Below are 25,676 nucleotides of genomic sequence, written 5' to 3' on the forward strand. Positions count from 1 at the left end.
GGTTCACCAGCCCACTGACCTTGCATAACACCAGTCTGACCCCGCCGGTGTTCACGGCGAGGTCAGCCCCTACATCTTCAGTAGTCTCCTAGTGCCAATATCCGTCGTAGTGGTCGACCAGGTGCTGGGCGTCTGGGCCGGCCGAAGCGGCGGCGACTGTGAGGTCGGCCTCTCGGAGGATCTCCGACCGCACCAGTAGCGGCACCGACGCTGCGGGCACCTTCTGGCCGTCGCGGTGGAAGGTCATTGGGTTGGTCGCGCACAGCGCGTCCAGGTCCCAGCCCTCGTCGGACATGCCCTCGACGACGCGCAGGAGCCAGCGGGCCTGCCAGCCCGCAAGGTCGCGCACCACCTCGCCCTGCCCTTCGTGACAGTCATGCTCCCAGTAGCCGATCGACACGCCGGTCCAGCCGTGCCGGATCAGCTCCGTCCGGGCCAGGTCGTAGCGCACGACGTGACCGGCGACACGGTCCGGCTCTTCCACGTACACCTCGCGGAGGACTTGTTCGAACGGCTGCGCCAGACCCCTCTCGCGCCACGCGCCCACCTCCTCGGCGCTTGCGCCGGCCGGGTGCCACAACGCGACAGGGCCCTCGGGGCGGTGCCCGGCCAGTTCCCAGCCGTCGACGGTTCTGACTGGCAGGCCAGAGGGGCCGCCGGGGATCCGCCACACCAGGGTGCGTGCGTCGGGGCCAGTGACGGGGTGGTCGAGGAGGTACTCGCCGACCTCATGCCAGGTCCATTCGCGCTGGTGGATGAGCGCCTGCTCCAGGCGGTAGCGCGCGGCCGTGCGCGCCTGCTCGACCTCTCTGGGCGTGGCGGCGGCGGACAGAGTGCGGTCGAGGAACTGGTCGCGGGTCAGCACGGCCGCGTCGACGAGCGCATCGAGCGCGCGAGTGACATTCTCCTGTACGGACGCCACCCGCACCCGCGCCTGAATGAGCGCCAGCGGGGTGACTGTCTCGGGTCCGCCACGGCGGGCCAGCACGCTGACAGCCCCGTTGGCGACGGTCTCGCTGCGGCAGGTGGAGCCGGGGCCATCGTGGCCGGTGCCGCAGGTGACGGCGGCGTCGGCGAGCAGCGACGGGACCCAGGGTTCGTCAATGACCTCGCAGGTCCAGATCAGGCCGCGCACCACCGAGACGGTCCGGCCCTTCAGGAAGCGGTCCTCTCTCCAGCTGATGTCGGCGTGATGGCAGACGAACGGGCCGCCCCGGTAGGCGGCCAGGCGGATGACCAGCTCGTGGACCAGGGCGATGGCCTCAGGAGTGAGCAGGTCGCAGACGACCGGCAACCAGCCGTCGCCTGGGGCCGGCGTGCCGGCGGTGGCCCAGTGACGCAGCAGCGGCAGCATTCCGGCCAAGCGGAGGCCGTACTCCTCGGCCAGCATCGTGGCGAAGGGGTCGGCCTCCCCGATCACGTTTCTGACCGCACCGTCTGGGCCATCTTCGGTGAGCAGACTCTCCAGGAGCGGCTGGAGCTCTCCGAGGTCCGTCAGGTGGCCGAACAGGTCACGGCGCTGTTGCGGATGGAGCAGGTGGGCGGCCGACAGCGGAATCCGATAGAGCTCCTCGTGGCGGGTGTGGCCTTGGCGGGCCCAGTAGCCAGCGCGTTCGGCCAGGTTCCAGGCGTCGTCGGGAGTCCAGTCGACGGCGCGCGCGGCCACGGTGCGGACCAGGCGCAGGACGCGCTCGTCGTAGTCGTGGCCGCCCTGCGGGCTGAGCCAGAGCTTGGTGTGGGCGTAGGTGCCGTAGAGGCGCCAATCGGTGCCAGGGCCGGGGTCGAGGCCCTGCTCGGTGAGGGCGTCGAAGCGCTGGTAGGCCTCTTTGGTAGCCGGTTCCAGATAATCCCAATTTCCCGCGAACGTCACCCGGTGATCGTAGTCGCACGATGTCCGAATGAAGATCGCCGTCCTGGACGGCTACTGGTGGGTTGCTCGAGACCTGGATCTCCGGCGTCCTTCTCTCGGAGGTGGCCCCAGTCGGCCATCTAGCGACGCAGCCCTGTTCACCGAGGCGCCAAGCTGGGGTTTTGCCTCTCAGCTGTGCGTGTTCTCAAAGTCGTGACCGTCTCCGCTTCCGAGAGCACGATCTTCTCGGAAACCGGTTGACCTGCGCAGATCAGCTTAGAGTGGCATATCCGTTAGAAATTTCTCCATTGCTACCGGGACCCCGATCCCGGCCACGGGGGCCTCCTCTACTGTACCTACTAGTATGTACAGTAGAGAGGTGAACACGGAAGAACGCCTCATCGAAAGCACGCGTGCCCTGCTGTGGGAGCGCGGCTACCTGGGCACCAGTCCGAAAGCCATCCAGCAGCGGGCCGGCGCCGGACAGGGCAGCATGTACCACCACTTCGCCGGCAAACACGGCCTGGCGCTGACGGCCATCCGCCGCACCGCCGAGGAACTGCAGGCCGTCGCGGAGGCCCGGCTGTCGGTTCCCGGCACGGCCCTCGAACGCATCACCGCCTACCTGCGTCGCGAACGCGACGTGCTGAAAGGCTGCCCGGTCGGCAGACTCACCCAGGACCCCGACGTGATGGCCGATCCCGCCCTACGGGCGCCGGTCGAAGACACCCTTGCGTGGCTTCGCACCCGCCTGGCGCAGGTGCTGGACGAGGGCCGCGCCGCGGGCGAACTGGATCGCCGGCTCGACCCGCCGGCCACGGCCGCGGCCATCGTCGCGGTCCTGCAAGGCGGATACGTGCTCGCCCGCGCTTCGGGCACCACCGACCCGTTCGATCAGGCCGTATCGGGTGTGCTCGCGCTGTTGGCGGCCCACGCCCCCGAGACCGCCCGGCAACGCGCGTGAGCAGGGAACCCGACCGGAAGGACTGCGACGTCATGCCCGCCCCGAGAACTCCGGCGACCGGGGAGATCCCCGGCGACGGCGCCGGACCGGAGCCCGACCGGCCGGTCACCGACATCGAATACCGCGGCTCCCAGCACGTCGTCGGCTCCCAGCACGTCGTCCCGGCCACGGGCACCCCGCCGGTCACCCGTACCGTCGTACTCGACCAACCGCTGGCGGCGCCGTCGGCCACCCATCGCGTCGAAGTGCGGCGCATCAGCATCGCCGCCGGCCTGCCCGCCGGACTGCACGTCCACAACTGCCCCGTGTTCGGCAACATCGAGACCGGCTCCGTGGTGTACCAGATCGACGGCCGGCCGGAGTCCGTGCTCACCCCGGGCGACACGTTCTACGAACCGGAGGGCACCCGCATCGCCCGCTTCGACGCGCAAGACGACGGAGTGACGTTCCTGGCGTACTTCCTCCTCGGCGCCGGGCAAACAGTCGAGCTGGAGTTTCCCGACACCTGACACCGGACTCCGCGCGCCGCCGTACACGTCCGAGGTGCCGAAGAGGCCGATGCCCGCCTCACAGGACCGGTCTCATCCGGTTCCGTACCGGAAGAGGTCGTTGAGTTCCGCCTGGGAGAGCTGGTCGTCGGCGTACGAGAACGTGCCCCGCTCGGCCAGTTCCCGGGCCGCGCGCAGCAGGTGGCGGTACATCGCGCGGGCGATGCTGCCGCCCACCGTGACCCGCCGCACCCCGAGCCCGCGCAGATCGTCCAGCGACAGGGCGCTGCCGGTGAGGCCCATGACCACGTTGAGCGGGCCGTCGAGTTCGCGCACCAGCGTGCCGATGGTGGCGGCGTCGGCGGCGCCCGGGACGAAGGCGCAGTCCGCTCCGGCCGCCAGGTACGCGTTGGCCCGCCGCACGCACTCCTCCAGCGAGGCGCCGACCTGGAGCGCGTCGGTCCGCCCGACAAGGACGAACGGCTCTCCCCCGGCGTCTACGGCGGCTCGGGCCGCGCCGATGCGGTCCGCCGCGAGCGCCGTGTCGTAGAGCGGCCGGGCGCGGTCACCGGTGAAGTCCTCGATGTTGCCGCCCGCGGCTCCGGCCGCGAGCGCCATCGCGACCGTGACCGCCACCGCCTCGGGCGCCTCGCCGTACCCCTCCTCGAGATCCGCGCTCACGGGCACCGCGACCTCGGCGGCGATCTCACGGATCCGGCGCATCATCGCCTCACGGCCGACCCTGCCCTCCGGCTTCTGCTCGGCGAAGAAGTCGTGGTCCGGGCGCCCGAGGGAGAACGCGACGCCCGCGCTGGTCGTCGCCACGGCGGGAAAGCCCGCCGACTCCAGGATCCGGGCGCTTCCCACGTCCCACGCGTTCGGGAGCAGGAAGCAGCCCTCCCGGTGCAGCCCGACGAAACGTTCCGCCCGTTCCCGCCTGCCGCCGTCCATACTGTCCATACCGTCCTCTCCCGTCCGTCGACGTCCACCAGAGCCCGGCACCGGACCGGCGCCCCGGCGCACCCGCGCCGGACGTCGATCACCATCTCTCCGACCGGCTCCAGAAGACCGTACGGCCCCGCTCCGTGGACCAGAACCCCCGATCTGTTGCCGTACCCATAAGCGATGGTTATGGTCGGCGCGTGGAGAACCTCCAGCGGCTGAGGGTGCTCCGGGCGGTCGCGCAGCACGGCTCGTTCACCGCGGCCGGCGGCGCGCTCGCGATGTCGCAGCCCGCCGTCTCCCAGCACGTCGGCGCACTCGAACGCGAGCTGGGCGCCCGGCTGGTCGAGCGCACCACCCGCGGCGCCCGGCTGACCCCGGAAGGTGAGATCGTTCTCCGGCACGCGCTGCGGATCCTGACCTCCTGCGACGAGGCCCGCCGCGAGCTCGACCAGCTCCGCTCCGGCGATTTCGCGACCGTGCGGGTGGCCGCGTTCCCCACGGCGTGCAGCCGCCTGCTGCCCCGGGCGGTCGCGCTGTGGCGGCGCCGCCACCCCGCGCTGCCGTTCGAGTTCGTCGAATGCGACGCCGACCAGGCACTGGAGCTGGTCCGGCGGGGAGAGGCGGACCTCGCGCTCACCTACGACTACGCCGCTCACCCCATCGACCTGCGCCATCTGGCCGTGCAGCCGCTGCCGGACGACCCGCTGACGCTCGTGCTGCCCGCGGACCATCCGCTCGCCCCGACACCCGTCGTCGACGTCGCCGCCCTGGCCGGAGAGGCATGGATCGGCGGCACCTCCTTCGCCTGCGCGGAGTCGCTGCGCGCCATCTGCGGAGCCGCCGGATTCACCCCGGTGGTCGCCCTGAGCTCCAACCGCTACCCGACGACGCTGGCGATGGTGGCGGCCGGGCACGGCATCGCCCTCGTACCGGCCTCCGCGCTGAGCGATCCGCCGGCCGGGGCCACGATCCGGCCGCTGCACCCGGCGCCGCCGCCGCGCCGGAGGTGGGCGGCCACCCGGGGCGGCCCCGGCGCGCCGACGGCCCACCTCGTGGACTGCCTGGTCGCGACGGCGGCGGACGAGGCGCGCCGGTAGGACCCGGAAGCCGGCCTCTGCCTCCGGTGGAGGCCGCGGCAGGAGAGAAATCCGCCCGCGGCTGTCGATTCCGGCCGGTGCCGTACGTCATAGGAATATGTACGGCACCGGCCGGACGACACCGAAGGGGAAAACGCATGAGATACGTGCTGCTGGCCGTCGGGGACGAGAGGCCCTGGGCGGAGGCCGGACCGGCCGAACGGGAGGAGGTCTACGCCCGGTGGGGCCGGTTCGAGGAGATGCTGACGGCCCGGGACGCGGGCCGGGGCGGCGACGAGCTGGCCCACTCCGGCACCGCCACCACGGTCAGGAAGACCGGGGGAAAGGTGATCGTCACCGACGGCCCCTACGCGGAGGCGACCGAGCAGATCGGCGGGTACGTCACGATCGAGGCGGCGGGCATGGACGAGGCGATCGAGTTCGCCCGGGCCTGCCCGTCGGACGTCGTGGAGATCCGCCCCGTCCCGGACAGGGGGTGAGCGCGCCGTGAAGTACGCGCTGCTGATGTACGGCGACGAGCGCCGATGGGCCGCCGCCACCGAGGAGGAGATCAAGGAGGCCTACGCCGCGCACGGCCGGTTCATGGATCTGCTCACCGAACGCGGGGCCTACCTCGGCGGGGAGGAACTGGACGGTTCCTCCACCGCCGTCACCCTGCGCACCGGCGGAGGGCGGACACTGCGCACCGACGGCCCCTACGCCGAGACCGCCGAGCACCTGGGCGGCTTCTACCTCGTGGAGGCCCGGGACCTGGACGAGGCGATCGAGTTCGCCACGGCCTGCCCCGAGGAGATCGTGGAGATCCGCCCCGTGGTCGAATACCAGGGATGAGCAGGAGCGTGACAGCGGTCGAGCAGGCGTACCGGCGGCACTGGGCGCGCCTGCTCGCCCTGCTCACCGCAGAACTGCGGGATCTGGACCTGGCCGAGGAGTCGCTGCAGGACGCCTTCGCCGCGGCCGTCACCGCCTGGCCGCCGGAGCCCGCCAACCCGCCGGCCTGGCTGCTCACCACGGCGCGCAGACGCGCACTGGACCGGCTCCGGCGCGTCGCCGTCGCGGCCGGGAAACTGCCGCTGCTGATCGTCGACGACCGGCCGGAGCCTTCCTCCATCCCCGACGAGCGGCTCCGGCTGATCTTCACCTGCTGCCACCCGGCGCTGTCCGCGGACGCCCGGGTGGCCCTCACCCTGCGCTGCGTGGGCGGCCTGACCACCCGCGAGATCGCCCGGCTGTTCCTGGTTCCCGAGGCCACCATGGCCGCCAGGATCACCCGGGCCAAGAAGAAGATCGCCCAGGCCGGCATCCCCTACCGGGTCCCGGCCGGACCCGAACTGGCCGAGCGCCGCGACGGCGTGCTGGCCGTGGTCTACCTCGTCTTCACCGAGGGGTACGCCGCGACCGGAGGCGACCGGCTCATCCGCGAGGACCTCGCCGCCGAGGCGGTCGCGCTGGGCCGGATGCTCCGCGAGCTGCTGCCCGCCGACCCGGAGGTGGACGGGCTGCTGGCGCTGATGCTGCTGCACCACGCCCGGCGCGACGCCCGGCTCGGCCCCTCGGGTGAGCTGGTCCGCCTGCCCGACCAGGACCGCTCGCGCTGGCACCGCGGGGAGATCGCCGAGGCGGTCTCCCTGCTGGAGTCCTCCCGGCCGCAGCACACGGCGGACCCCTTCCCCGGCCCCTACCTGCTGCAGGCGGCGATCGCCGCCGAACACGCGACCGCCACCCGCGCCGCGGACACCGACTGGTCCGCGATCGCCCGGCTCTACGGCGAACTGGAGCGGCTCACCGGGTCGGCGGTGGTCAGGCTCAACCGTGCCGTGGCGGTCGCCGAGGCCGACGGGCCCGGGGCCGGGCTGGCGCTCCTCGACGGGCTGGACCACGAACTGGGCCGCCACCACCTGCTCCACGCCGCCCGCGCGGAGCTGCTGCGCCGCCTCGGTCGGGAACGGGAGGCCCTGGACGCCTACGGCCGGGCGCTGGAGGTCGTCGGCACCGATCCGGAGCGGGCTTTCCTGCTGTCCCGCAGGGCGGAGCTGTCCGTCCGGTGAGGGGTATTTGGGGGTCGGTAGATGTGTATACGATCCGACCGTCTTTACTTTGTAGATTCAAATCTGGTGCGGCGCCGGTGCCCTCAGCGGCGCCGCACCGGCCCGGTGACGTGCGGCCGGGCGCTAGCTGGTGGCCCCCCAGGTGAGGGAGAGGCCGGTGGCGGCGCGTTCGGTGCGGATCTCCATCATGCTGCCGAGGATGGTGGCATGGTCGGACACCACGGGCGTGGCGTCGAGCGTGTAGGTGATCCGGGTGCTGACGAGCACCGCGCTGCCCTGCGGCTCGTGGAGGTGGCGGGCGGCGGCGGGGTCGAGCAGGCCGGGCCGGACCACCTCCGATGCCCGGGCGACCGCCACCCCCGCGTCGGCGAGCGCCGTGTAGAGGGAGACGGCGGTGAAGTCGCGGTCGCGGATCCGGTCGGCCACCGGCCGGCGGACCCAGGACACCTGGTGGACGGCGGGACGTCCCGCGAACTCGCGGACCCGCTCCAGCCGCAGGGCGGTGTCGCCGGGACGCAGCCGCAGCTCCGCGGCGATCCGGGCGGGGGCCCGGCGCAGCGCCCGCCCGGCCACCGCGGTCCGCACGTCGTGGCCCTGCTCCCGCAGGTCGTCGGCCAGACTGCGGAGCGAGCCGAGCTGGTAGGCCAGGTGGGGCGGGGCCACGAACGTGCCCTTGCCGGGCCGCTGCACGATCAGCCCCTCGTCGCTGAGGCCCCGCAGCGCCTGGCGCAGCGTCATGAGGGTCACCCCGTAGGAGGCGCTCAGCTCCCGTTGCGGGGGCAGGGCCTCGCCGGGGGCGTAGTGTCCCGACCGGATCTTCGCGGCGAGGTCGGCGGCGATGGCGCGGTATCTCGCCTCGTGCCCGGCGTCGGGGGTCATCGTGGTGCGTCACTCCTGGTCGAGGGCCTGCCTCAGGGTCGCGAGGAAGTCTCGCAGGTCGTCCGGTCCCGCCCCGTCGAGCACCCGCCGCATGACCGCGGCGCCGACCACCACGCCGTCGGCGTGCCGGCGGGCTTCGCGCGCCTGGTCCGGGGTGGAAATGCCAAATCCTAGCAAGACCGGCCGGTCGGTGCCGCGTCTGATCCGCGCGGTGAGCTCCGCCGCCGAGGCGGCGAGGGCGGCCCGCTCGCCGGTGGTGCCCATCAGCGACACCGCGTAGACGAAGCCGCGGCTGCGGCGCGAGATCTCCGCCAGCCGCGGCTGCGGCGTCGCCGGCGACGCCAGCAGGGCCAGGTCGATCCCGGCGGCGGCGGCCGCGTCCGCCAGCTCGTCCGCCTCGTGCACCGGCAGGTCGGGCACGATCAGGCCGCCGACGCCGGCCCGGCGCAGCGCGGCGCAGAACGCCTCGGGCCCGTCGTGCAGCACCAGGTTGTAGTAGGTGCTGGCGACCAGCGGCACCCCCGGGTCCCGGCCCTCGGCCAGGTCGGCGAGGATCCGGCGGGTGCTCGCCCCCCGCGCCAGCGCCGTCTCGCTCGCCTGCTGGATGGTGGCGCCGTCGAGCGTGGGGTCGGAGAACGGCAGGCCGACCTCGATCGCGTCCGCACCGGCTTCGGCGAACGCCTCCAGGTACCGCGTCCAGCCGGGCGCGATGCCCCCGGTGACGTACGGCATGAGCAGGCCGCGGCCGGTGTCCCGGCGGGCGCGCAGGTGGCGCTCGACCGCGCCCGGGGCCAGGATGTCCGTCATACCAGCTCCTTCAGGGTGGAGATGTCCTTGTCGCCCCGGCCGGACAGCGTCATCAGGACCGTCGACCCGGCGGGCAGTTCGCCGCCGCCCGCCTCGCGGATCACCCAGGCGAGGGCGTGCGCCGATTCGAGCGCCGGGACGATGCCCTCGGTGCGCGCCAGCCGTACCGCCGCGCCGACCGCCTCCTCGTCGGTCACCGTGGCGTAGCGGGCCCGGCCCAGGTCGCGCAGGTGGGCGTGCTCCGGGCCGACCCCCGGGTAGTCGAGCCCGGCGGCGATGGAGTGCGGCTCGACGATCTGCCCGTCGTCGTCCTGCAGGAACAGCGAGCGGCAGCCGTGCAGGACGCCGAGCCGGCCGCGGGCCGCCCCGGCGCCGCCCTCCGCCTCGACACCGACCAGGCGCGCCGGGGTGTCGGCGAATCCGGCGAACGTGCCGGCCGCGTTGGAGCCGCCGCCGACGCACGCGACCACGTGGTCCGGGACGCCGGTCCGCAGTTCGGCGGCGCACTGCCCGCGGGCCTCGTCGCCGATGACCCGCTGGAACTCCCTGACCATCCACGGGTACGGGTCCGGCCCGATGACCGAGCCGACGCAGTAATGGGAGTCGACGGTGGCACCCACCCAGTGCCGCATGGCCTCGCTGGTCGCGTCCTTGAGCGTGCGGCTTCCCGTGGTGACCGGGACCACCTCGGCGCCCAGCATGCGCATCCGGAAGACGTTCAGCCCCTGCCGTTCGATGTCGCGCTCGCCCATGAAGACCGTGGCCTCGAGCCCGAGCAGTGCGGCGGCGGTCGCGGTGGCCACCCCGTGCTGGCCCGCCCCCGTCTCGGCGATCAGCCTGCGCCGCCCCATCCGCGCGGCGAGCAGGGCCTGGCCCAGCACATTGTTGATCTTGTGTGACCCGGTGTGGGTGAGGTCCTCGCGCTTGAGGTACAGCCGCACGCCCAGCTCCCGCGACAGCCGCCGGGCCGGGGTGAGCGGGGTCGGCCGCCCGGCGTGCAGGGCGAGCAGCTCCGCCAGGGCGCCGCGGAAGCCCGGATCCGCCCGCGCCTCCCGGAACGCCTCGTCCACCTCGCGGCACGCCTCCACCAGGGACTCCGGCGCGTACCGTCCGCCGTACCCGCCGAACCGGCCCCGCTCCCGGGGCTCGCCCATCACCCCGGCCGCCGGGACGGGCTCACGCCATGGCGGCACATCTCTCATCTCACGCTCACCTCGTTCTATAACTCTGGAAAGAGTTCTATAACAGTGAGTGTGGCACGGGCGGTGCGGGGCGCGCCACCCCCGGCCGGGCCCCGATCGCCGGTGCCGCACCGGTCCGTCCCCTTCCGCCCGGACGGCTCCCGCCCGGACCGGCGGCGGAGGCGGCCGCACCGGAAAAAATCTTCCGCTCTCCGGTCCGGGTCGCGATGCCCGCGCCGACCGGCGGATGCGCCCGTCGGGCGTGGTCCGCACGGCCCGTCGGCCGCACCGGTAATCGGGAAGTGGAATAACCACCCCCCGATGTCCGTTAGAGTCATCGTGCCGATGTGGTTTGTGTCCCCCGGGCCGCAAATTACCGCCTTCACGGAATACCGTTCGGCTGGAGCCGTGTTGTGCCTCTCGCCGAGGAGGCGACCGCCACATCGGCGCTAAACGTCCCGCCCCGCCAGGCCCCGCGCCCGGCGGGGCGTTTCGTTTGCCTCCGCCCCACCCGTGCCTCCACCCCACCCGTCCCGCCGCGCCCGCGGGGAGACCGGCGATTTTTTGGAGGAGGCCTACAAACGGCCGGGCCCCGCTTGTGCGGGTGCGCACACCCGCCGGTCGCCGGAGCACCACCTAGTGTGGTGATCCCGTCCCGTGAGGAGAGTCCGTGCTCTATCGCCTGACCAAGATCGTCAGTGCCCCCTTCCTGCACCTGCTCTGGCCGACCGAGGTCACCGGGGCTGAGCACGTACCCGCCTCCGGCCCGGCCATCCTGGCCTCCAACCACCTGTCGGTCCTCGACTCGACGTTCCTGCCGCTGGTGCTCACCCGCCAGGTGCGCTTCGTCGCCAAGGCCGAGTACTTCACCGGCAACCCCGTCACCGCGGCGTGGATGCGGGCCACCGGCCAGATTCCCATCGACCGGCAGAGCCCCACCGCCGCCCAGGACATGCTCGACGCCGCCGCCGGAGTGCTCAGGGAGGGCGGCCTGTTCGGCATCTACCCCGAGGGCACCCGCTCCCCCGACGGCCGCCTCTACCGGGGCAAGGTCGGGGTCGCCTGGCTCGCGCTGGCCACCGGGGCCCCGGTGGTCCCGATCGCCATGTCGGGCACCGACAAGGTGCTGCCGATCGGCGCCTCGACGCCGAGACTGGGCCGGGTGGGAGTGCGGATCGGCAAGCCGATGACGTTCACCGGGTCGGAGAGCAGCGCCCGGGACCGGCGCAGGGTGGCCGACGAGATCATGGCGGCGATCCACGAGCTCTCCGGGCAGGAGTACGTACCGCGCTACGCGCCCGGCCGTACGGAGACCGGTTGATCGTTTTCCGGCATATGTCCGATTACCCACGCTAGGGTGGGTCCGCCGGACTCCCCGCCGCGGCGGGAGCCGGCCGGAGCGCACGAGCTGGGGGTGGACGGGGTGCCGAGCGGCAGGACGATCGCGATCACTACGGTCAGCGTCGCGCTGGCGGCGGGGGCCGCCGGCGGCGGCGCGTGGTGGTATCTGCACACCCGGGGAACCCCGCAGGAGACCGCGCAGCGCTTCACCCAGGCCTGGCAGCGGGGCGACCTGGCCGCCATGCGCGCCGAGCTGGGCGCGCCCGCCCCCGGCTTCGACCAGACCTACCAGGACATGAACAAGGGCTGGGCGGTGGAGAGCACCGCCGTACGGCTCGACGCGGTGCGCGAGACCGGCGACGGCACCGCCCAGGCCGCCTACACCGCCACGCTGAAGCTGCGCAACGTCGGCGAGTGGAGCTACTCCGGGACGGTCGACCTGGCGGTCGTCGACCGGCACTGGCGGGTCGACTGGTCCCCCCGGGCCGCCCACCCCGACCTCGCCGCGGGCTCCTCCTTCGCGCTGAAGGCCGGGTGGCCGCAGCGGGCGGCGATCACCGCCGCCGGAGGCGAGCGCATCGACGGCGCCGACGTGAGCGGCTCGATCCAGCAGCTGGTCGGCTTCCTGGACAAGGCCACCGCCAAGGACGTCAAGAAACTCGGCTCCTCCTACCGCACGGGTGACGCGATCGGGCGCGGCGGCCTGCAGGAGAGGTTCCAGCAGCGCCTGGCCGGCATCCCCGCCACCGAGATCCGGCTCGTCGGCGCCGACAAGAAAAGCGTCAAGGTCCTCGGCAAGATCGACGGTGAGGAGGGGGAGCCGCTGGAGACCACCCTCGACCTGCGGGTCCACCAGGCCGCGGTCGGCGCCGTGCGCGACCTGGAGAAGACCGCCTCGATGGTCGTGATCAAGCCGTCCACCGGCGAGATCCTCTCGGTGGTCAACAACCGGGGCGGCTTCAACCGGGCGCTGGACGGCAACTACCCGCCCGGCTCCACGTTCAAGGCGATCACCGCGGTCGGCCTGCTCGGGGCCGGGGTGGACCCCGGCGACCGGGTCACCTGCCCCAAGGACGTCAACGTCGGCGGCCTGCCGATCCGCAACTCCGGCCACGCCGCCTACGGCTCGGTCACCTTCTCCGACTCCTTCGCCCACTCCTGCAACACCACCTTCGCCCCGCTGACCAAGGAGCGGCTGGGCGCCGACGAACTGGTACGGACCGCGGAGCTGTTCGGCTTCAACAAGCGCCTCGACATCGGCGTCCCGGCGGCGAAGGGAAGCTTCCCCCGTGCCGAGAGCGACGCCGAGCTGGCCGCCGAGTCCTTCGGCCAGGGGCGGATCACCGCCAGCCCGTTGCTGATGGCCTCGGTCGCCGCCGCGTTCGCCGACGGCACCTGGCGCCCGCCGACCCTGGTCCCCTCGGTGGAGCAGAAGATCGAGCCGCAGGCCCTGCCCGACGGCGTCACGGCCAAGATGCGGCCGATGATGTCCGCGGTGGTCACCAGGGGCACCGCCAAGGACGCGGGCCTGCCGCCGGGCACCCGCGGCAAGACCGGAACCGCCGAGTACGGCCCGGCGGGCGACCTGAAGACCCACGCCTGGTTCATCGGCTTCCGCGGCGACCTGGCCTTCGCGGTGATCGTCGAGGACGGCAAGGGCGGGGGCTCGGACGCCGCCCCGGTGGCCGCCGCCTTCCTGCGCGCCCTGGACTGAGGAACGTCCGGAAGGGGCCGCGGACGGCCCCCTCGCCGGGCCTCAGCCGAGGGGGTCGTCCCTGTCGCGCAGGGCGGCCAGAGCGGGTGCGTACATGCGGGCCTTGATGGTGCCGAGGGTGGGCCCGGCCTTGCCCGCCTGGGACCGGGCGATCTCCACCGCGGTCCGGCGCACCGCGTCCTCGTCCACCGCGCGGTCGACGACGGCGGCGGCCAGGGCGTCGTGGCCGCCGTAGCGGCGGGCGGTGGTCATGGCCTCGTGCGCGGTCTGCGGGGTCAGCCGGGACTGGATGAGGGCGGACATGCCCGGGGTGAAGGGGATGTCGATGTCGGCCTCGGGCAGGCACCAGAAACCGCGGTCGGCGCGCATCACGCGGAAGTCGTGGGCCAGGGAGAACATGGCCCCGGCCGCGAAGGCGTGCCCCTGCAGGGCGGCCACGGTGACCACGGGCAGGGCCAGCATCCGCGCCAGGAGCTCGTGGACGGAGACGACGTAGTCGCGGTGCCGGTCGGCGTGGGCGAACAGCCAGTCCAGGTCCAGGCCGTTGGAGTAGAACTTCCCCGTGGCGGCGGTCACCAGGGCACGGGGGCCTTCCGCCTTCTCCACCTCGTCGAGAGCGGCGCCGACGGAGGCGATCCAGTCGGGGTGGAACCGGTTCTCGGTGTCCCCGAGGTCGAGGACGAACACGTCGTCCCGGCGGTCGAGTTCGGGCATGGAGGCTCCTCAGGGCGGACCGGCCGCCGGACGTACCGCGCCCTCCGGCGCCGGTGATCGATGCCTCGTCCATGAGGCTACTGAAGAGTAACTTATGGCGCGCGGTATCGACGTGCAAGACCCCGCGGCCCGCCCGCACGCCGGCGGCGGGCGGAACGACCGGCGGGGCCCTCCCGGATGATCACGGCCTTCCGCCCGCCCCCGTCCCGCCGCGGACGGCGACCGGCTACGTCAACGCGCCGGCCGGAACCGGGACCTGCCGGTCTCCGGCCTCCCGAGGTTCCCGGCCCAGCCGCCTGACCGGCTTGATCAGCAGCAGCGCCGCCACCACGCCGGCCGTCACCAGGGCCGACCCCAGCATGAAGGCGCGCGGTTCGACCAGCGCGGCGACCGGACCGGCCAGCGCCTGCCCGACCGCCATGCCCGCGACCGACCCGGCCACCTGGTAGGCGTTGACCCGGTTCACCACGTCCGGGGCGACCTGCGTCTGCACGCTGGTCGACCACATCACCGACCAGAACGCCAGCGCGCACCCGCCGAGCAGGTGCCCGGCCATCAGCAGCGGCAGCGGCAGCCCGAGCGCGACCGTCAGCGGCACCGCCACGTACCCGCTCAGCGCCGCCGCCCCGGCCGCCAGCGGCCTGCGCGGCCTGAGCCTGATCGCCACCAGCCCGCCCAGCACGGTGCCGAGGCCGAGCGCCGCCATCACCCAGCCGTAGTCGGCCCCGATGACCTGCGACGACATCGGCACGTACGGCCCGACCACCAGAACGCCCCAGAACACCCAGACCAGGATGACCGACCACATCCACGTCCTGGCCTTGAACTCCTCCCAGCCCCTGCGCAGGTCGCTCAGCACGTCGGAGGGCTCCGGCCTGGGTACGGCGACCCGGACCAGCAGCAGGCACACCCCGCTGACCAGGAACGTCGCGGCGTCCACCGTGTAGACGAAGACCGGCCCGGCCACGACGATGAGGACGCCGGCCAGCGCGGGGCCCGCCAGGTGGGTGACCGCCTCAGCGATCTTCAACGTCGCGTTGGCCCGCTGCGGATCCTCCGCGACCATGGGGACCATGCCGTTGACACCCGGTTCGAACATCCCGGCGGCCATGCCCGACAGGAACGCCGTCACCAGCAGCAGGGCGTACGGCGGAGCACCGTCCAGGAAGGCGACGGCCACCACCCCCTGGGTGACGGCCCTGACCGCGTCCGCGCCGATCATCAAGCGCCGGGCGCCGATCCGGTCGGCGACGACCCCGCCGAACAACATGACCAGTACGGCCGACGCGGTCCAGAGCGCGAGCACGTAGCCGACGCCTGCTATCCCATAGACTTTCCCGATCGCCAGCGCCGAGGCGACGGGCATCATCGCGTCACCGAGCAGCGAGATCGTGCGGGCCCCGAAGTAGAGGGTGAAGTTCCTCGTCCACATGAGCCCCAATTCTTGATTTTTCCAGATCAGAGCACCGGTGTCCCAGATGACATCATTGAGTACATTTACGCCATGCCCCTGGACTGCCCGGAAACACCTCCGACGCCTCCCGCTCCGCACCGCGTGGTCGCCCTGGTCGCCCCGAAGCAGGAGCTCTATCCGGTCACCTCCGCCGCGGCCGTCTTCGGCTACCACGGCCCCGGCATCGCCCAGCACTACAGCTTCAGCCTGTGCGCCGAGCACCCCGGCTCCCTGCCCACCACCCTCGGCGGCCCCATCCAGGTGGACAGCGGCCTCGAAGCCCTCGACGACGCCGACACCGTGCTCATCGCGAGCTGGACCCTCACCCCCTCGCCCGCCGTACTCCACGCGGTGTCCCAGGCCCATGCCCGGGGCGCCCGCATCGTCGGCGTCTGCGCCGGAATCTTCGTCCCGGCCGCCCTGGGCCTCCTGGACGGCCGCCGCGCCTCCGTCCACTGGGAGCTCTCCGCCGAGCTCGCCGCCCGCCACCCCCGCGTCATCCCCGACGACACCGTCATCTACGTCGACCACGGCGACATCGCCACCGCCGGAGCCTCGGCCGCCACCCTCGACCTCTGCCTCCACCAGGTCCTGCAGGAGTACGGCGCGGCCCACGCCATGCGCATCGGCCGCCAGCTCGCCGCCGGTCCGCACCGCGAAGGCTGCCAGCGCCAGTACCCGCCCCTCCCCACCACCGGCCCCATGCCGGACTCCCTGGCCCCCCTGCTCGAATGGCTCCTCTCCCGCCTGCCCGACCAGATCACCGTCGGGGACATGGCCGCCCACTCGGGCGTCTCCCCCCGCACCCTCACCCGCCAGTTCACCGACCAGCTCGGCGTCCCGCCCGCCCGCTGGCTGCTGGAACGCCGCCTGGCCGCCACCCGCGCCCTGCTGGAGGAGACCGACCTGCCCGTCGAGACCATCGCCACCCGCGTCGGCCTCTCCTCCGCGGTCAACCTCCGCCGCCGCTTCCACACCGCCCTGCGCACCACCCCGGCCGCCTACCGCCGCTCCTTCCGCTGAAGGCCCCGGGCCGTCGCGCCCGGCGATCCCCCGGCCGTCGCATCCGCCGGGCGGAGCGATTGCACCCGGCGGTGACCAGAGCGAAGATCTGCGGATGGATCCTCATCGCGAGCTCGCCGCGGAAGTCGCCGGGGAACTCGGCGCGCGTGACGACGTGCTGGCCGTTCTGATCGGTGGCTCGGTGGCGCGCGGTGAGCATCTCGCGGCCTCCGACGTCGACCTGCTGGTGGTCACCGGCGAGCAGACGTCCCTTCCCGTCTCGCGGCGCACCGTTCGCGGCGGTCTGCTGGTCGAGTGGATCGCCCGCACCGAGGACGCCTGGCTCGCCCGGTTCGACCGGCCGCGCACGTCGTGGCTCTTCGCGTTCCTGGAAGGCGAGGTGATGTACGACTCGGGACCGGCGGAACGACTGGCCGCACAGGCGCGGGTGGTGCTGGAGACCTACCGGACCTCGGCCGAGCTCCGCCAGAACCTGGCGTCGCTCCTGTGGCACGGCCAGGCCAAGCTCGACCGGGCGGCCCGTCTGGACGACGCGCGAGAACAGGGTTTCTGGGCCTCGGTGTTCACCGAGACGGTCATCGACGCACTGTTCGCGATCCACGACGTCCCCCGGGCCGCGGGCTCACGGCGCATGGCCTACCTGCACAGGGTCCCGCTCTCGGCGAGCGAGAAGCGACTCCTCGACACGCTCCTGACCGCCCGCGCCTCGGAACGCTTCCGCGCGCTGCGCCGCCTGGTGGCCCACGTACGGGCGGAACTCGGCGAACCCGACCTGGAACTGCCGTAGACGGGGACGGAGCGAGCGGGACGGTCGTTCCACGTGGCGGACCGCAGGGGCCAGGGTCGGTTGACGGGATCGCTCAGCGGGCCGATGCGCGGGCCAGGTCTCCGTAGAGGCGGAAGAGCCGGATGTTCCCGCCGTCCGGTTCGGCGCTCCTCTCCAGGAGCGTCCAGCACCGCGCGACCAGCGCTCGCGCCTCCGCTCCGGCCCAGGGCTGCGGCAGCAGCTCCGAAGGCAGCAGCGGGTCGGGCTCCATCGCGCGGGTGAACGCGGTGGCGAGCTCCACCGCGATGGTCAGCCGTTGCGGCTCGGGCAGGTCCTGCCCGAGGAGGCGGTCGAGCCGCGGTCGCGCGACCTCGGCGAGCCGGCGGTGGCGTTCGGCGATCTCCTCCAGCGGCCACAGCGCACGGGCCAGCTCCACGGGATCGTCCTGGTCGCCTTGGCGCAGGTCCCGCGTGGTGAGGAAGGTGACGTGGTCGAAGACGCCCAGGTGGCGGGCCCGCTCTTCGACGTAGGGCTCCCACGGGTTGGCGCTGAGGTAGAGGCCGCCCTGGACGGGCGCTCCCCCCAGGTCGGTGAGCGCCGTGCGCAGGGCGTCGCGGGCGGTGCGGGCGGTCTCGGGCACGGCGAAGGCGACCAGGTGCCAGACACCGTCCCACGGGGCCAGCCCGGCGTCCTGGCGGAAGGAGTGGGCGACGAACTCGACGTCGAGGCCCATGGCGCGTCCGGTGCTGCCGGTGGCCCGCAACAGCGCCTTGCGTCCGCGCCCCTCCTGGACGAAACGCCCTTCCGCCACCAGCCGCTTGATGCACAGGCGCACCTGCTGGTCGGTCATGCCGAGCGACCCGGCCGTCGCGTAGAGCTCGCCGGCATCCACGGTGAGGTCCGCGCGCACGAGCGCTTCGACGAGCATCCGGGTGGGGACCTGGACGTCCGGGCCCGGCGGGTGGGGTGCGGCGTTCATGCTGCGGCCTTCCACGACGGGGCGGACGAGCCCACCGCCCTCTCGCTAACATGTAGACAACTATCGTATCCGGCTCGATCGTTGACCTAACCTATGACGAAGCGGATCGTCCGCGTCGTGCCCGTGCCGGTCGCAGCCGCGCCGATCACCGCCCCGGCGCCCGGGGCGGCCGTCAGGCGCGGTCCACCGCGACCACCTCGCCGCGCCCGCCTCGCGGAGGATCGGTGTGGGCGGCCAGCTCGTCGAAGTACCGCTCGGGGTCGAGCACCGCGTCGGGCGCGTGGACACCGGGCACGCGGACCGACCCGTCGAGGATCTGCCCCGCCGCGAGGGCCAGGGGGATCCCGGTCGCTCTGGCCATCCCCCGGGGAGAGGCGACGAGCCGTGCTCCGATCGTGTGCGGCCGGCCGTCGCGGCTCCCGGCGGCCAGCGCGAAGAAGGCGGGCAGCGCACCGGGGCCGCGCAGCGAGAGCCGGTTGGCGACGGATCGGGCGAGGCGGCGCGCGGCCGGGTCGTCGAGCGCCGCGGCGGCCTCCTCCAGGGTCAGCCTCCCGCGGTCGATGTCGTCGCGCAGGGTCATCAGGTAGGCGGCGGTCAACGGCCGGACCACCATGACGCACGTCGAGTCGCGGGTGACCGAGCGGGTCCGCGGCAGGGTCACCGGCTCGGGGTGGCCGACCGTGTAGGCGGTGCCCTTGCCCCGTCCGGGGTAGTCCAGGGTGATCGCTTCGAGGGGCGGGCGTTCGGCGGGCCCTCCGGAGCTCCAGGTCCTGATCGTCCCGGACAGCTGCTGCATCCAGTGGACGGTGGCGGCCGAGAGGCCGACCGCCGAGTCCTGGGCCCGGTCGTCGCCGACGAAGGGCACGTCCACCGGCCAGGCCGTGTGGAGGTCGTCGACGGTGTCCAGCTCACGTGCCGCGAGCGCGGCCAGCATGTTGCTGGTGCCCGGGCTCGCCCCGGCGCCGATCACGGCGGTCACGCCCGCCCTGCGCGCCTCGGCGTCCAGCGCGAGCATCTCCAGGGTCGGCTCCCAGTCGTCGCAGATGTCGGCGTAGTCGGTGCGCGTGTCGATCGCCGCCCGCAGGACGGGTACGCCGAGCCGGAAGAAGGGCCCGGTGGTGTTGATGACGAGGTCCGCGTCCCGGAAGAGGGCGCGCAGCCGTACGGGGTCCGTCGCGTCGGCCGCGTACGGGGTCAGCGGCGTGGAGCCGCCCGCCAGCCGGGCGGCCAGCCGCTCGGCGGCGTCCAGGTCGCGGTCGGCGATCACCAGCTCCGCGATGTCGCCGCGGGCGGCCAGCACTTCGACCGCGGGCGCGCCCATCGCTCCGGCTCCGCCCAGGGCGACCACTGTGCGCTTGTCCGGTTCAGTCATCGAAGACCATGCCTTTACGGAGATCGAGGAAGGCGAATCGCGCCCGGTCGAGGAGGTGGTTCTGGGTGACGGTCCAGGGGTCGCGCTCGCCCTGCCGGGGGAACAGGTGCGCGGCGCGCTGAACGTAGGTGGAGGTCAGGCTGAGCAGGGGCCGCCCGGACTGCCGGGGCGGCAGGCCGGGCATCGCGGTGGTGAGGCCGCGCCGCCGCATGTGATCGAGCAGCCGGACGACGTAGCGCGAGGACAGGTCGGCCCGCAGCGTCCACGAGGCGTTGACGTATCCGACGCAGAAGGCCAGGTTGGGCACGCCGCTGAGCATCAGCCCGCGGTAGGCGGTGGTGCGCGCCAGGTCGACCGCCCGTCCGTCCACCGACAGGCGGATCCCGCCGAGGGGGAGCAGCGACAGCCCCGTCGCGGAGACGACCACGTCGGCGTCCAGGGACTCCCCCGACTCCAGTTCGATCCCGCCGGCGGTGAAGCGGGCGATCCCGTCGGTGACCACCGAGGCCCGCCCGGCGGACAGCGGCCGGAAGAAGTCCCCGTCGGGCACCACGCACAGCCGCTGGTCCCACGGCTGGTACCGGGGGGTGAAGTGCCTGTCCAGATAGGCCGGATCCGGCAGGAGCCGCAGGAGTCCCCCGCGCAGGTACCGCTTGGTCCGCTCGGGGAAGCGCCGGCTCAGCCAGTAGGTCAGCTGGCCGCCCAGCACGTTCCTGCCGCGGATGAGCGCGTGCGCGAACCGGGCGGGGAGAAGGCGGCGCAGTACGTCGGCCGTGCGATCGGTCCCGGGCCGGGAGACCAGGTAGGCGGGTGACCGCTGCACCATCGTGACGTGCGCCGCCGTCTCGGCCAGTGCGGGGACGAGGGTGACCGCGGTGGCGCCGCTGCCGATCACCACCACCCGCTTGCCGGCCACGTCGAGGTCCTCCGGCCAGAACTGCGGATGCACGAACCGGCCGCCGAAGCGTTCCACGCCCTCGAAGTCCGGCTGGTGGCCCCGCGCGTAGTCGTAGTAACCGGCGCAGACGTACAGGAACGAGCACGTCCACACCCGGGAGCGGCCGCCCTCCTGCGTCTCGACCACCCACCGGGACCCCTTCCACGACCACGCGGCGGAGACCACCCTGACTCCGTGGCGGACGTGCCGGTCGATCCCGTGCTCGCGGGCGGTGTCCTCGATGTAGCGGCGGATGCTGTCACCGTCGGCCAGCGACTTCGCGCCCCGCCACGGCTGGAACGGGTAACCGAGGGTGAACATGTCCGAGTCCGAGCGGACGCCCGGATAGCGGAACAGATCCCAGGTGCCGCCGAGGCGGTTCCTGGCCTCCAGCACCGCGTAGGTCCAGCCGTTGCGCTGCACGTGCCACGCGGCACCGACGCCGGACAGGCCCGCTCCGACGATGAGCACGTCCACGTTCCGGAAATCGCTCATATCTAAAACGCTCGTCATAAAAACGATCGTAACAGACACGAAATACTTGTGGCGATCGCGGCCACGGCGGCGAAGGCGCGGCGGAGGGCCGGGGAGTCCGCCACCTCGACGTCGGCGTCGAACCGGAGCAGTGCCGCGGCCAGGCCGTTCCAGGACCACGAACCGAGTCTGGCCCGGCAGCGGTCGGGCCCCACGGCCTCGACGATGCCGTCCCCGGCGAAAGGAAGGACGCCGCCGGCCGGGAGATGGACGATGACGCCGGCCTGGCAGGGCCAGGCGTCGGCTCCCTGCGAGCCTTTGAAGCGAGCGGCCACGAAGGACGCCGCGTCGCCTCCGGGCAGCTCGCGGCGGGTGAAGCGGGGGCCGCCGGGGCTGCGGACCGCCATCCGGTCGGCGCGGTAGATGCGCCAGTCCCGGCGTCCCGGTTCCCAGGCGACGGGGTACCAGCGTCCGGCGCGGGCGACGAGGTGGTGAGGCTGCACCCGCCGGACGGGGCGAGGCCGGAGACGACGGTGGCGCCTTCGCTGATGCCGAAGACCTCGCCACGAGGATCCGGCGGCTCCCCGGCCGGCGTCAGGGGGCGGTGCCGTACGGCCGCGCTCAGGCCGGGAGGGGACTCACAGGGGAAGCGCCGCGGCGTCGTGGCGCAGGACCATGATGAGCAGCGTGGCGATGAGGGTCGCGATGACCAGCCAGCTGATCATGATGATGACCGTGGAGCGCCGGGGGCGTCTGCGCGGACGACTCCCCTCCTGCCCGCGCTCCCGTCCGCGGCGGCCGTTCTCACGGCGCTGGACGCGCTCGTTGAACGACTCCAACCGCGCGGCCAGCCGCGGGTCCTCGTCGATGAGGTGACGTTCGATCTGCAGCAGCATTCGCTCCTCGTCTTGCGACCAGGCCATGCCGCACCTCCCCGGGACGCAAGGCGTGTGCCGACGTTCTGCCCAATCGTGGAGATCATTATCCGTTCCGAGGGCTGCGATTTACCGCTTCTTTTCCTTCCGGCCGCACGGGCGGAGGGATCGGTTTCTCCCCTGTCGGGCGACGGGTGATTGATGCCCGCAAAGGGTATTAACGGCCTCGATGTGTCGATCAGCCACATCGCCGTACGAATCTCAACGGGGGAGAACCGTGGCAGAGAAGAAGAAACCCGCCAAGGCCTCGGGCAAGCAGAAGAAGGCCGCCATCAAGGCCACCCGCCAGGCCAAGCAGGCCAAGCAGCAGGCCAGGCGTCCCGAGAACGCCGAGTGACGCCGCGGCGGCGCCCCGGCGGCCCCGAAGACCGCATGCGGCCGTGACGGGCCCCGCCCGCGGGACCCGCCGGGGCGCCGCCGCACCCACACCCGTCCCGCCGCCCGCCGCCCGCCGCCCGCCGAGGAGAGACCACGATCAGGCGGCCGGTGAACATCCCGGCCACCCCGATCACGGAGTACCACGATGTCCGCCTATGTGCGATTCCCGACGATCTTCGGTGACGTTGTCGTGTTCGCGTCCGAGGACGACCTCTGGATGCTGCCCGCCGCCGGCGGGCGGGCCTTCCGCCTCACCGCCGGGGTGGCGGAGGCGGGTTACCCCCGCTTCTCCCCCCGCGGCGAGCAGCTCGCCTTCGCCGGCCGGGAGGAGGGCCCGGAAGAGGTCTACGTGATGCCCGCCGACGGCGGCTCCGCCCGGCGCATCACCTACCACGGCGTCCGCTCCACCGTCACCGGCTGGGACCCCGGCGGCGCGGTCGTCTACGCCAGCGACGAGGGCCAGCCCTTCGACGGCCAGAGGTGGCTGCACCGGGTGCTCCCGCACGGCGTGCCAGAGCGCCTGCCGTACGGCCCCGCCAACACCGTCGCCTACGGCCCGCAGACCGTGCTCGGCCGCAACACCGCCGACCCGGCCCGCTGGAAGCGCTACCGCGGCGGCACCGTGGGCGACCTGTGGATCGGCACGGGGACGGGCGCGGCGGGAGCGGAGGAGTTCCGGCGGCTGATCGCCCTGCCCGGCAACCTCGCCTCGCCCTGCTGGATCGGCGACCGGGTCTACTTCATCTCCGACCACGAGGGCATCGGCAACGTCTACTCCTGCACCGCCGACGGCACCGAGCTGCGCCGCCACACCGACCACCGCGACTACTACGCCCGCAACCTGTCCGGCGACGGCCGCAGGCTGGTCTACCACGCCGGCGGCGAGCTCTACCTCCTCGAGAACGGCGACCCCCACCACGTCGGGGTGAACCTGCGCAGCTCCCGCACCCAGCGCAACCGCCGCTTCGCCTCCGCCTCGGGCTTCCTCGACAGCGCCACCCTCGACCCCGACGGCAGCGGCGTGGCCATCACCACCCGGGGCAAGGCCTTCTCCTTCGCCGCCTGGGAGGGCCCGGTCCGCCAGCACGGCGCCGCCTACGGCGTCCGCTACCGCCTGCTGACCTGGCTCAACGACGGAGCACGCCTGATCACCGCGGCCAGCGACGACGGCGACCGCGAACTCCTGACCGTGATCACCGCCGACGGCGGCGACGACCCCCTCCGGCTGGACCACCTCGACACCGGCCGCACCATCGCCCTCGAGGTCTCCCCCAAGGCCGACCTGGTGGCCGTCGCCAACCACCGCAACCAGCTGCTCCTGGTCGACCTGGCCCAGGAACCGGCCACCGCCGCCGTGATCGACTCCAGCGGGTTCGGCGCTATCGAGGACCTCACCTGGTCCCCCGACGGCCGCTGGCTCGCCTACGTCTGCCACGAAACCGCGCAGACCACGGCGATCAAGCTGTACCGGGTCGAGACCCGCGAGACGTTCCCCGCCACCCGCCCGGTCCTGCGGGACTCCAGCCCCGCCTTCGACCCCGCCGGCAAGTACCTCTACTTCATCGGCCGGCGCGTCTTCAACCCCGTCTACGACGAGCTCCAGTTCGACCTGGGATTCCCGCTCGGCTCCCGCCCCTACGCCGTCGCGCTCCGCGCCGACGTCGGCTCTCCGTTCGTCCCCGAACCCCGGCCGCTCAAGGGCGACGACGACGATGACGACGAGGAGGAGGTGGAGTTCGTCATCGACACCGACGGCCTGACCGACCGCCTCGTCGCCTTCCCCGTGCCCGAATGCCACTACGACACGATCGCCGCCGTCAAGGGCAAGGCCGTCTACCTCACCTTCCCCGTCGAGGGCGCCCTCGGCGACGAGTACGCCGAGACCTCCGACGGCACCCTGCACGCCTACGACTTCGCCAAGCAGAAGCAGGAGGTCCTGGCCACCGACGTCTCCGGTTTCCGGATCGGCCGCGACGGCGCCACCATGCTCTACCGGTCCGGGAACCGGCTCCGGGTGATCAAGGCGGGCGAGGAGCCCGACGACGACGGCTCCGAGCCGAGCCGCGCCAGCGGCTGGATCGACCTGTCCCGGGTGAAGGTCTCGATCTGCCCGGAGGCCGAGTGGCGGCAGATGTTCCGCGAGGCCTGGCGGCTGCAGCGGGAGAACTTCTGGACCGAGGACATGGCCGGGGTCGACTGGGACGGCGTCTACGACCGCTACCTGCCGCTGGTGGACAAGATCACGACCCGCGGCGAGTTCTCCGACCTGCTCTGGGAACTGCTCGGCGAGCTCGGCACCTCGCACGCCTACGAGAGCGGCGGCGCCTACCGCTCCCGCCCGCACTACCGCCAGGGCAAGCTCGGCGCCGACCTCGCCTTCGAGGGCGGTGTCTACCGCATCCGGCGGATCGTCGACGGAGACCGCTGGGACCCCGACGCCACCTCACCGCTCAACCGCCTCGGGCTGGACGTACGGCCCGGCGACACGATCCTGGCCGTCAACGGCCAGCCCGTCGGCCTGGCGACCAGCCCCGGCGAACGCCTGGTCAACCAGGCCGACCAGGAGGTCCAGCTCACCATCGGCCGCGACGGGGAACGCAGGACCGTCAGCGTCCGGGCGATCTCCGACGAGCAGCCCGGCCGCTACCGCGACTGGGTGCGGGCCAACCGCGCCCGCTGCCACGAGCGCAGCGACGGCCGGCTCGGCTACCTGCACATCCCCGACATGGGCCCCGACGGCTACGCCGAGTTCCACCGCGGGTACCTCGCCGAGTACGACCGGGAGGGCCTCATCGTCGACGTGCGATTCAACGGCGGCGGCCACGTCTCCTCACTGCTGATGGAGAAGCTCTCCCGGCGCCGCCTGGGCTACAACTTCCCGCGCTGGGGCGCACCCGAGCCCTACCCCGACGAGTCGCCCCGCGGCCCGATGGTCGCCATCACCAACGAGTGGGCCGGCTCCGACGGCGACATCTTCAGCCACACCTTCAAGCTGCTCGGCCTGGGCCCGCTGATCGGCAAGCGCACCTGGGGCGGCGTGATCGGGATCTGGCCCCGCCACCAGCTCGCCGACGGCACCGTCACCACCCAGCCGGAGTTCTCCTTCGCCTTCGACGACGTGGGCTGGAAGGTGGAGAACTACGGCACCGATCCCGACATCGAGGTGGACATCACCCCGCAGGACTACGCCCGCGGCATCGACACCCAGCTGGAGAAGGCCATCGACGTCGCCCTGGAACGCCTGGCCACCCACCCGCCACACACACCCGACCTGGCCGACCGCCCCCGGCCGACCGTCCCCGGCCTGCCGCCCCGCTGACACGGGCGCCCGG

Annotated in this window: 23 protein-coding genes; 11 read left to right on the forward strand and 12 right to left on the reverse strand. The window is 72.8% G+C overall.

The window, feature by feature from the left end; genetic code table 11:
* Positions 1-88: 88 nt before the first annotated feature.
* Positions 89-1,870, reverse strand: a complete 1,782-nt coding sequence (locus tag FHS22_RS30785; protein WP_184947569.1) for a DUF4132 domain-containing protein — start codon at positions 1,868-1,870, stop codon at positions 89-91.
* A gap of 358 nt (positions 1,871-2,228) precedes the next feature.
* Between FHS22_RS30785 and FHS22_RS30790 the strand changes: the two genes are divergently transcribed.
* Both FHS22_RS30790 and FHS22_RS30795 read left to right on the forward strand, forming a co-directional pair.
* Complete coding sequence (locus FHS22_RS30790) at positions 2,229-2,813, forward strand: TetR/AcrR family transcriptional regulator (protein ID WP_184947571.1); 585 nt, start codon at positions 2,229-2,231, stop codon at positions 2,811-2,813.
* 32 nt (positions 2,814-2,845) lie between these two features.
* Positions 2,846-3,322, forward strand: a complete 477-nt coding sequence (locus FHS22_RS30795) for a cupin domain-containing protein (protein ID WP_221474330.1) — start codon at positions 2,846-2,848, stop codon at positions 3,320-3,322.
* 72 nt (positions 3,323-3,394) lie between these two features.
* Here the strand turns inward: FHS22_RS30795 and FHS22_RS30800 are convergent, their stop codons facing one another.
* On the reverse strand, positions 3,395-4,261 hold the full coding sequence (locus FHS22_RS30800) for an isocitrate lyase/PEP mutase family protein (RefSeq protein WP_221474331.1): 867 nt from the start codon (positions 4,259-4,261) through the stop codon (positions 3,395-3,397).
* 182 nt (positions 4,262-4,443) lie between these two features.
* Between FHS22_RS30800 and FHS22_RS30805 the strand changes: the two genes are divergently transcribed.
* The 4 genes from FHS22_RS30805 to FHS22_RS30820 all read left to right on the forward strand — a co-directional run bounded on the left by FHS22_RS30805 (position 4,444) and on the right by FHS22_RS30820 (position 7,391).
* Complete coding sequence (locus FHS22_RS30805) at positions 4,444-5,343, forward strand: LysR family transcriptional regulator (protein ID WP_184947572.1); 900 nt, start codon at positions 4,444-4,446, stop codon at positions 5,341-5,343.
* A gap of 137 nt (positions 5,344-5,480) precedes the next feature.
* Complete coding sequence (locus FHS22_RS30810; RefSeq protein ID WP_184947574.1) at positions 5,481-5,822, forward strand: YciI family protein; 342 nt, start codon at positions 5,481-5,483, stop codon at positions 5,820-5,822.
* A gap of 7 nt (positions 5,823-5,829) precedes the next feature.
* Positions 5,830-6,174, forward strand: coding sequence for a YciI family protein (locus FHS22_RS30815; RefSeq protein ID WP_184947576.1), 345 nt, complete (start codon positions 5,830-5,832; stop codon positions 6,172-6,174).
* Positions 6,171-7,391, forward strand: a complete 1,221-nt coding sequence (locus FHS22_RS30820; RefSeq protein WP_184947577.1) for an RNA polymerase sigma factor — start codon at positions 6,171-6,173, stop codon at positions 7,389-7,391. The genes FHS22_RS30815 and FHS22_RS30820 overlap by 4 nt, the downstream gene beginning before the upstream one ends.
* A gap of 123 nt (positions 7,392-7,514) precedes the next feature.
* Here FHS22_RS30820 and FHS22_RS30825 read toward each other — a convergent pair whose 3' ends face one another.
* From FHS22_RS30825 to trpB, 3 genes are read right to left on the reverse strand one after another with little or no spacing between them, the layout of a single operon-like run.
* Positions 7,515-8,270 carry a GntR family transcriptional regulator gene (locus tag FHS22_RS30825; protein ID WP_184947579.1) on the reverse strand — a complete coding sequence of 252 codons (756 nt, stop codon included), beginning with the start codon at positions 8,268-8,270 and terminating at the stop codon, positions 7,515-7,517.
* Between the two features lie 9 nt (positions 8,271-8,279).
* Positions 8,280-9,077 carry a tryptophan synthase subunit alpha gene (gene trpA, locus FHS22_RS30830; RefSeq protein ID WP_184947581.1) on the reverse strand — a complete coding sequence of 266 codons (798 nt, stop codon included), beginning with the start codon at positions 9,075-9,077 and terminating at the stop codon, positions 8,280-8,282.
* A complete protein-coding gene (gene trpB / locus FHS22_RS30835) occupies positions 9,074-10,279 on the reverse strand; it encodes a tryptophan synthase subunit beta (RefSeq protein ID WP_260408459.1) in 1,206 nt (401 codons plus the stop codon). The genes trpA and trpB overlap by 4 nt, the downstream gene beginning before the upstream one ends.
* A 649-nt stretch (positions 10,280-10,928) precedes the next feature.
* Here trpB and FHS22_RS30840 point away from each other — a divergent pair.
* On the forward strand, positions 10,929-11,579 hold the full coding sequence (locus tag FHS22_RS30840; protein WP_184947583.1) for a lysophospholipid acyltransferase family protein: 651 nt from the start codon (positions 10,929-10,931) through the stop codon (positions 11,577-11,579).
* Between the two features lie 36 nt (positions 11,580-11,615).
* Entirely contained in the window at positions 11,616-13,313 is a 1,698-nt protein-coding gene (locus FHS22_RS30845; protein ID WP_338048029.1) for a penicillin-binding transpeptidase domain-containing protein, read from the forward strand.
* 42 nt (positions 13,314-13,355) lie between these two features.
* On the opposite strand, the gene FHS22_RS30850 is transcribed toward FHS22_RS30845, so the two are convergent.
* Together FHS22_RS30850 and FHS22_RS30855 are read right to left on the reverse strand one after the other, a co-directional pair.
* Positions 13,356-14,027, reverse strand: a complete 672-nt coding sequence (locus tag FHS22_RS30850; protein ID WP_184947585.1) for an enoyl-CoA hydratase-related protein — start codon at positions 14,025-14,027, stop codon at positions 13,356-13,358.
* A gap of 226 nt (positions 14,028-14,253) precedes the next feature.
* The gene (locus FHS22_RS30855; protein ID WP_184947587.1) at positions 14,254-15,459 is read right to left on the reverse strand and encodes an MFS transporter; all 1,206 of its coding nucleotides are present in this window, start codon (positions 15,457-15,459) and stop codon (positions 14,254-14,256) included.
* A 72-nt stretch (positions 15,460-15,531) separates the two neighbouring features.
* Here FHS22_RS30855 and FHS22_RS30860 point away from each other — a divergent pair, with 72 nt between their 5' ends.
* Together FHS22_RS30860 and FHS22_RS30865 are read left to right on the forward strand one after the other, a co-directional pair.
* Entirely contained in the window at positions 15,532-16,503 is a 972-nt protein-coding gene (locus tag FHS22_RS30860; RefSeq protein ID WP_184947589.1) for a GlxA family transcriptional regulator, read from the forward strand.
* 94 nt (positions 16,504-16,597) lie between these two features.
* Complete coding sequence (locus FHS22_RS30865; RefSeq protein WP_184947591.1) at positions 16,598-17,290, forward strand: nucleotidyltransferase domain-containing protein; 693 nt, start codon at positions 16,598-16,600, stop codon at positions 17,288-17,290.
* A gap of 73 nt (positions 17,291-17,363) precedes the next feature.
* On the opposite strand, the gene FHS22_RS30870 is transcribed toward FHS22_RS30865, so the two are convergent.
* The 5 genes from FHS22_RS30870 to FHS22_RS30890 form a co-directional block, all read right to left on the reverse strand.
* Complete coding sequence (locus tag FHS22_RS30870; RefSeq protein WP_221474332.1) at positions 17,364-18,248, reverse strand: PaaX family transcriptional regulator C-terminal domain-containing protein; 885 nt, start codon at positions 18,246-18,248, stop codon at positions 17,364-17,366.
* Between the two features lie 172 nt (positions 18,249-18,420).
* Complete coding sequence (locus FHS22_RS30875) at positions 18,421-19,620, reverse strand: saccharopine dehydrogenase family protein (protein ID WP_184947593.1); 1,200 nt, start codon at positions 19,618-19,620, stop codon at positions 18,421-18,423.
* The gene (locus FHS22_RS30880) at positions 19,613-21,052 is read right to left on the reverse strand and encodes a flavin-containing monooxygenase (RefSeq protein ID WP_184947595.1); all 1,440 of its coding nucleotides are present in this window, start codon (positions 21,050-21,052) and stop codon (positions 19,613-19,615) included. Before FHS22_RS30880 ends, FHS22_RS30875 begins: the two co-directional genes overlap by 8 nt.
* A gap of 14 nt (positions 21,053-21,066) precedes the next feature.
* Positions 21,067-21,534 carry a helix-turn-helix transcriptional regulator gene (locus FHS22_RS30885; RefSeq protein ID WP_184947597.1) on the reverse strand — a complete coding sequence of 156 codons (468 nt, stop codon included), beginning with the start codon at positions 21,532-21,534 and terminating at the stop codon, positions 21,067-21,069.
* Positions 21,535-21,669: 135 nt separating this feature from the next.
* Positions 21,670-21,954 (reverse strand): DUF3040 domain-containing protein, encoded by a 285-nt coding sequence (locus FHS22_RS30890; RefSeq protein ID WP_184947599.1) that lies wholly within the window; start codon positions 21,952-21,954, stop codon positions 21,670-21,672.
* A 535-nt stretch (positions 21,955-22,489) separates the two neighbouring features.
* On the opposite strand from FHS22_RS30890, the gene FHS22_RS30895 reads away from it, so the two are divergent.
* The gene (locus FHS22_RS30895) at positions 22,490-25,663 is read left to right on the forward strand and encodes a S41 family peptidase (protein ID WP_184947601.1); all 3,174 of its coding nucleotides are present in this window, start codon (positions 22,490-22,492) and stop codon (positions 25,661-25,663) included.
* The last annotated feature ends 13 nt before the right edge of the window (positions 25,664-25,676 follow it).

This window comes from Thiemannella venezuelensis, assembly GCF_014203605.1.
Taxonomy (GTDB): Bacteria; Actinomycetota; Actinomycetes; order Streptosporangiales; family Streptosporangiaceae; genus Planomonospora_A; species Planomonospora_A venezuelensis.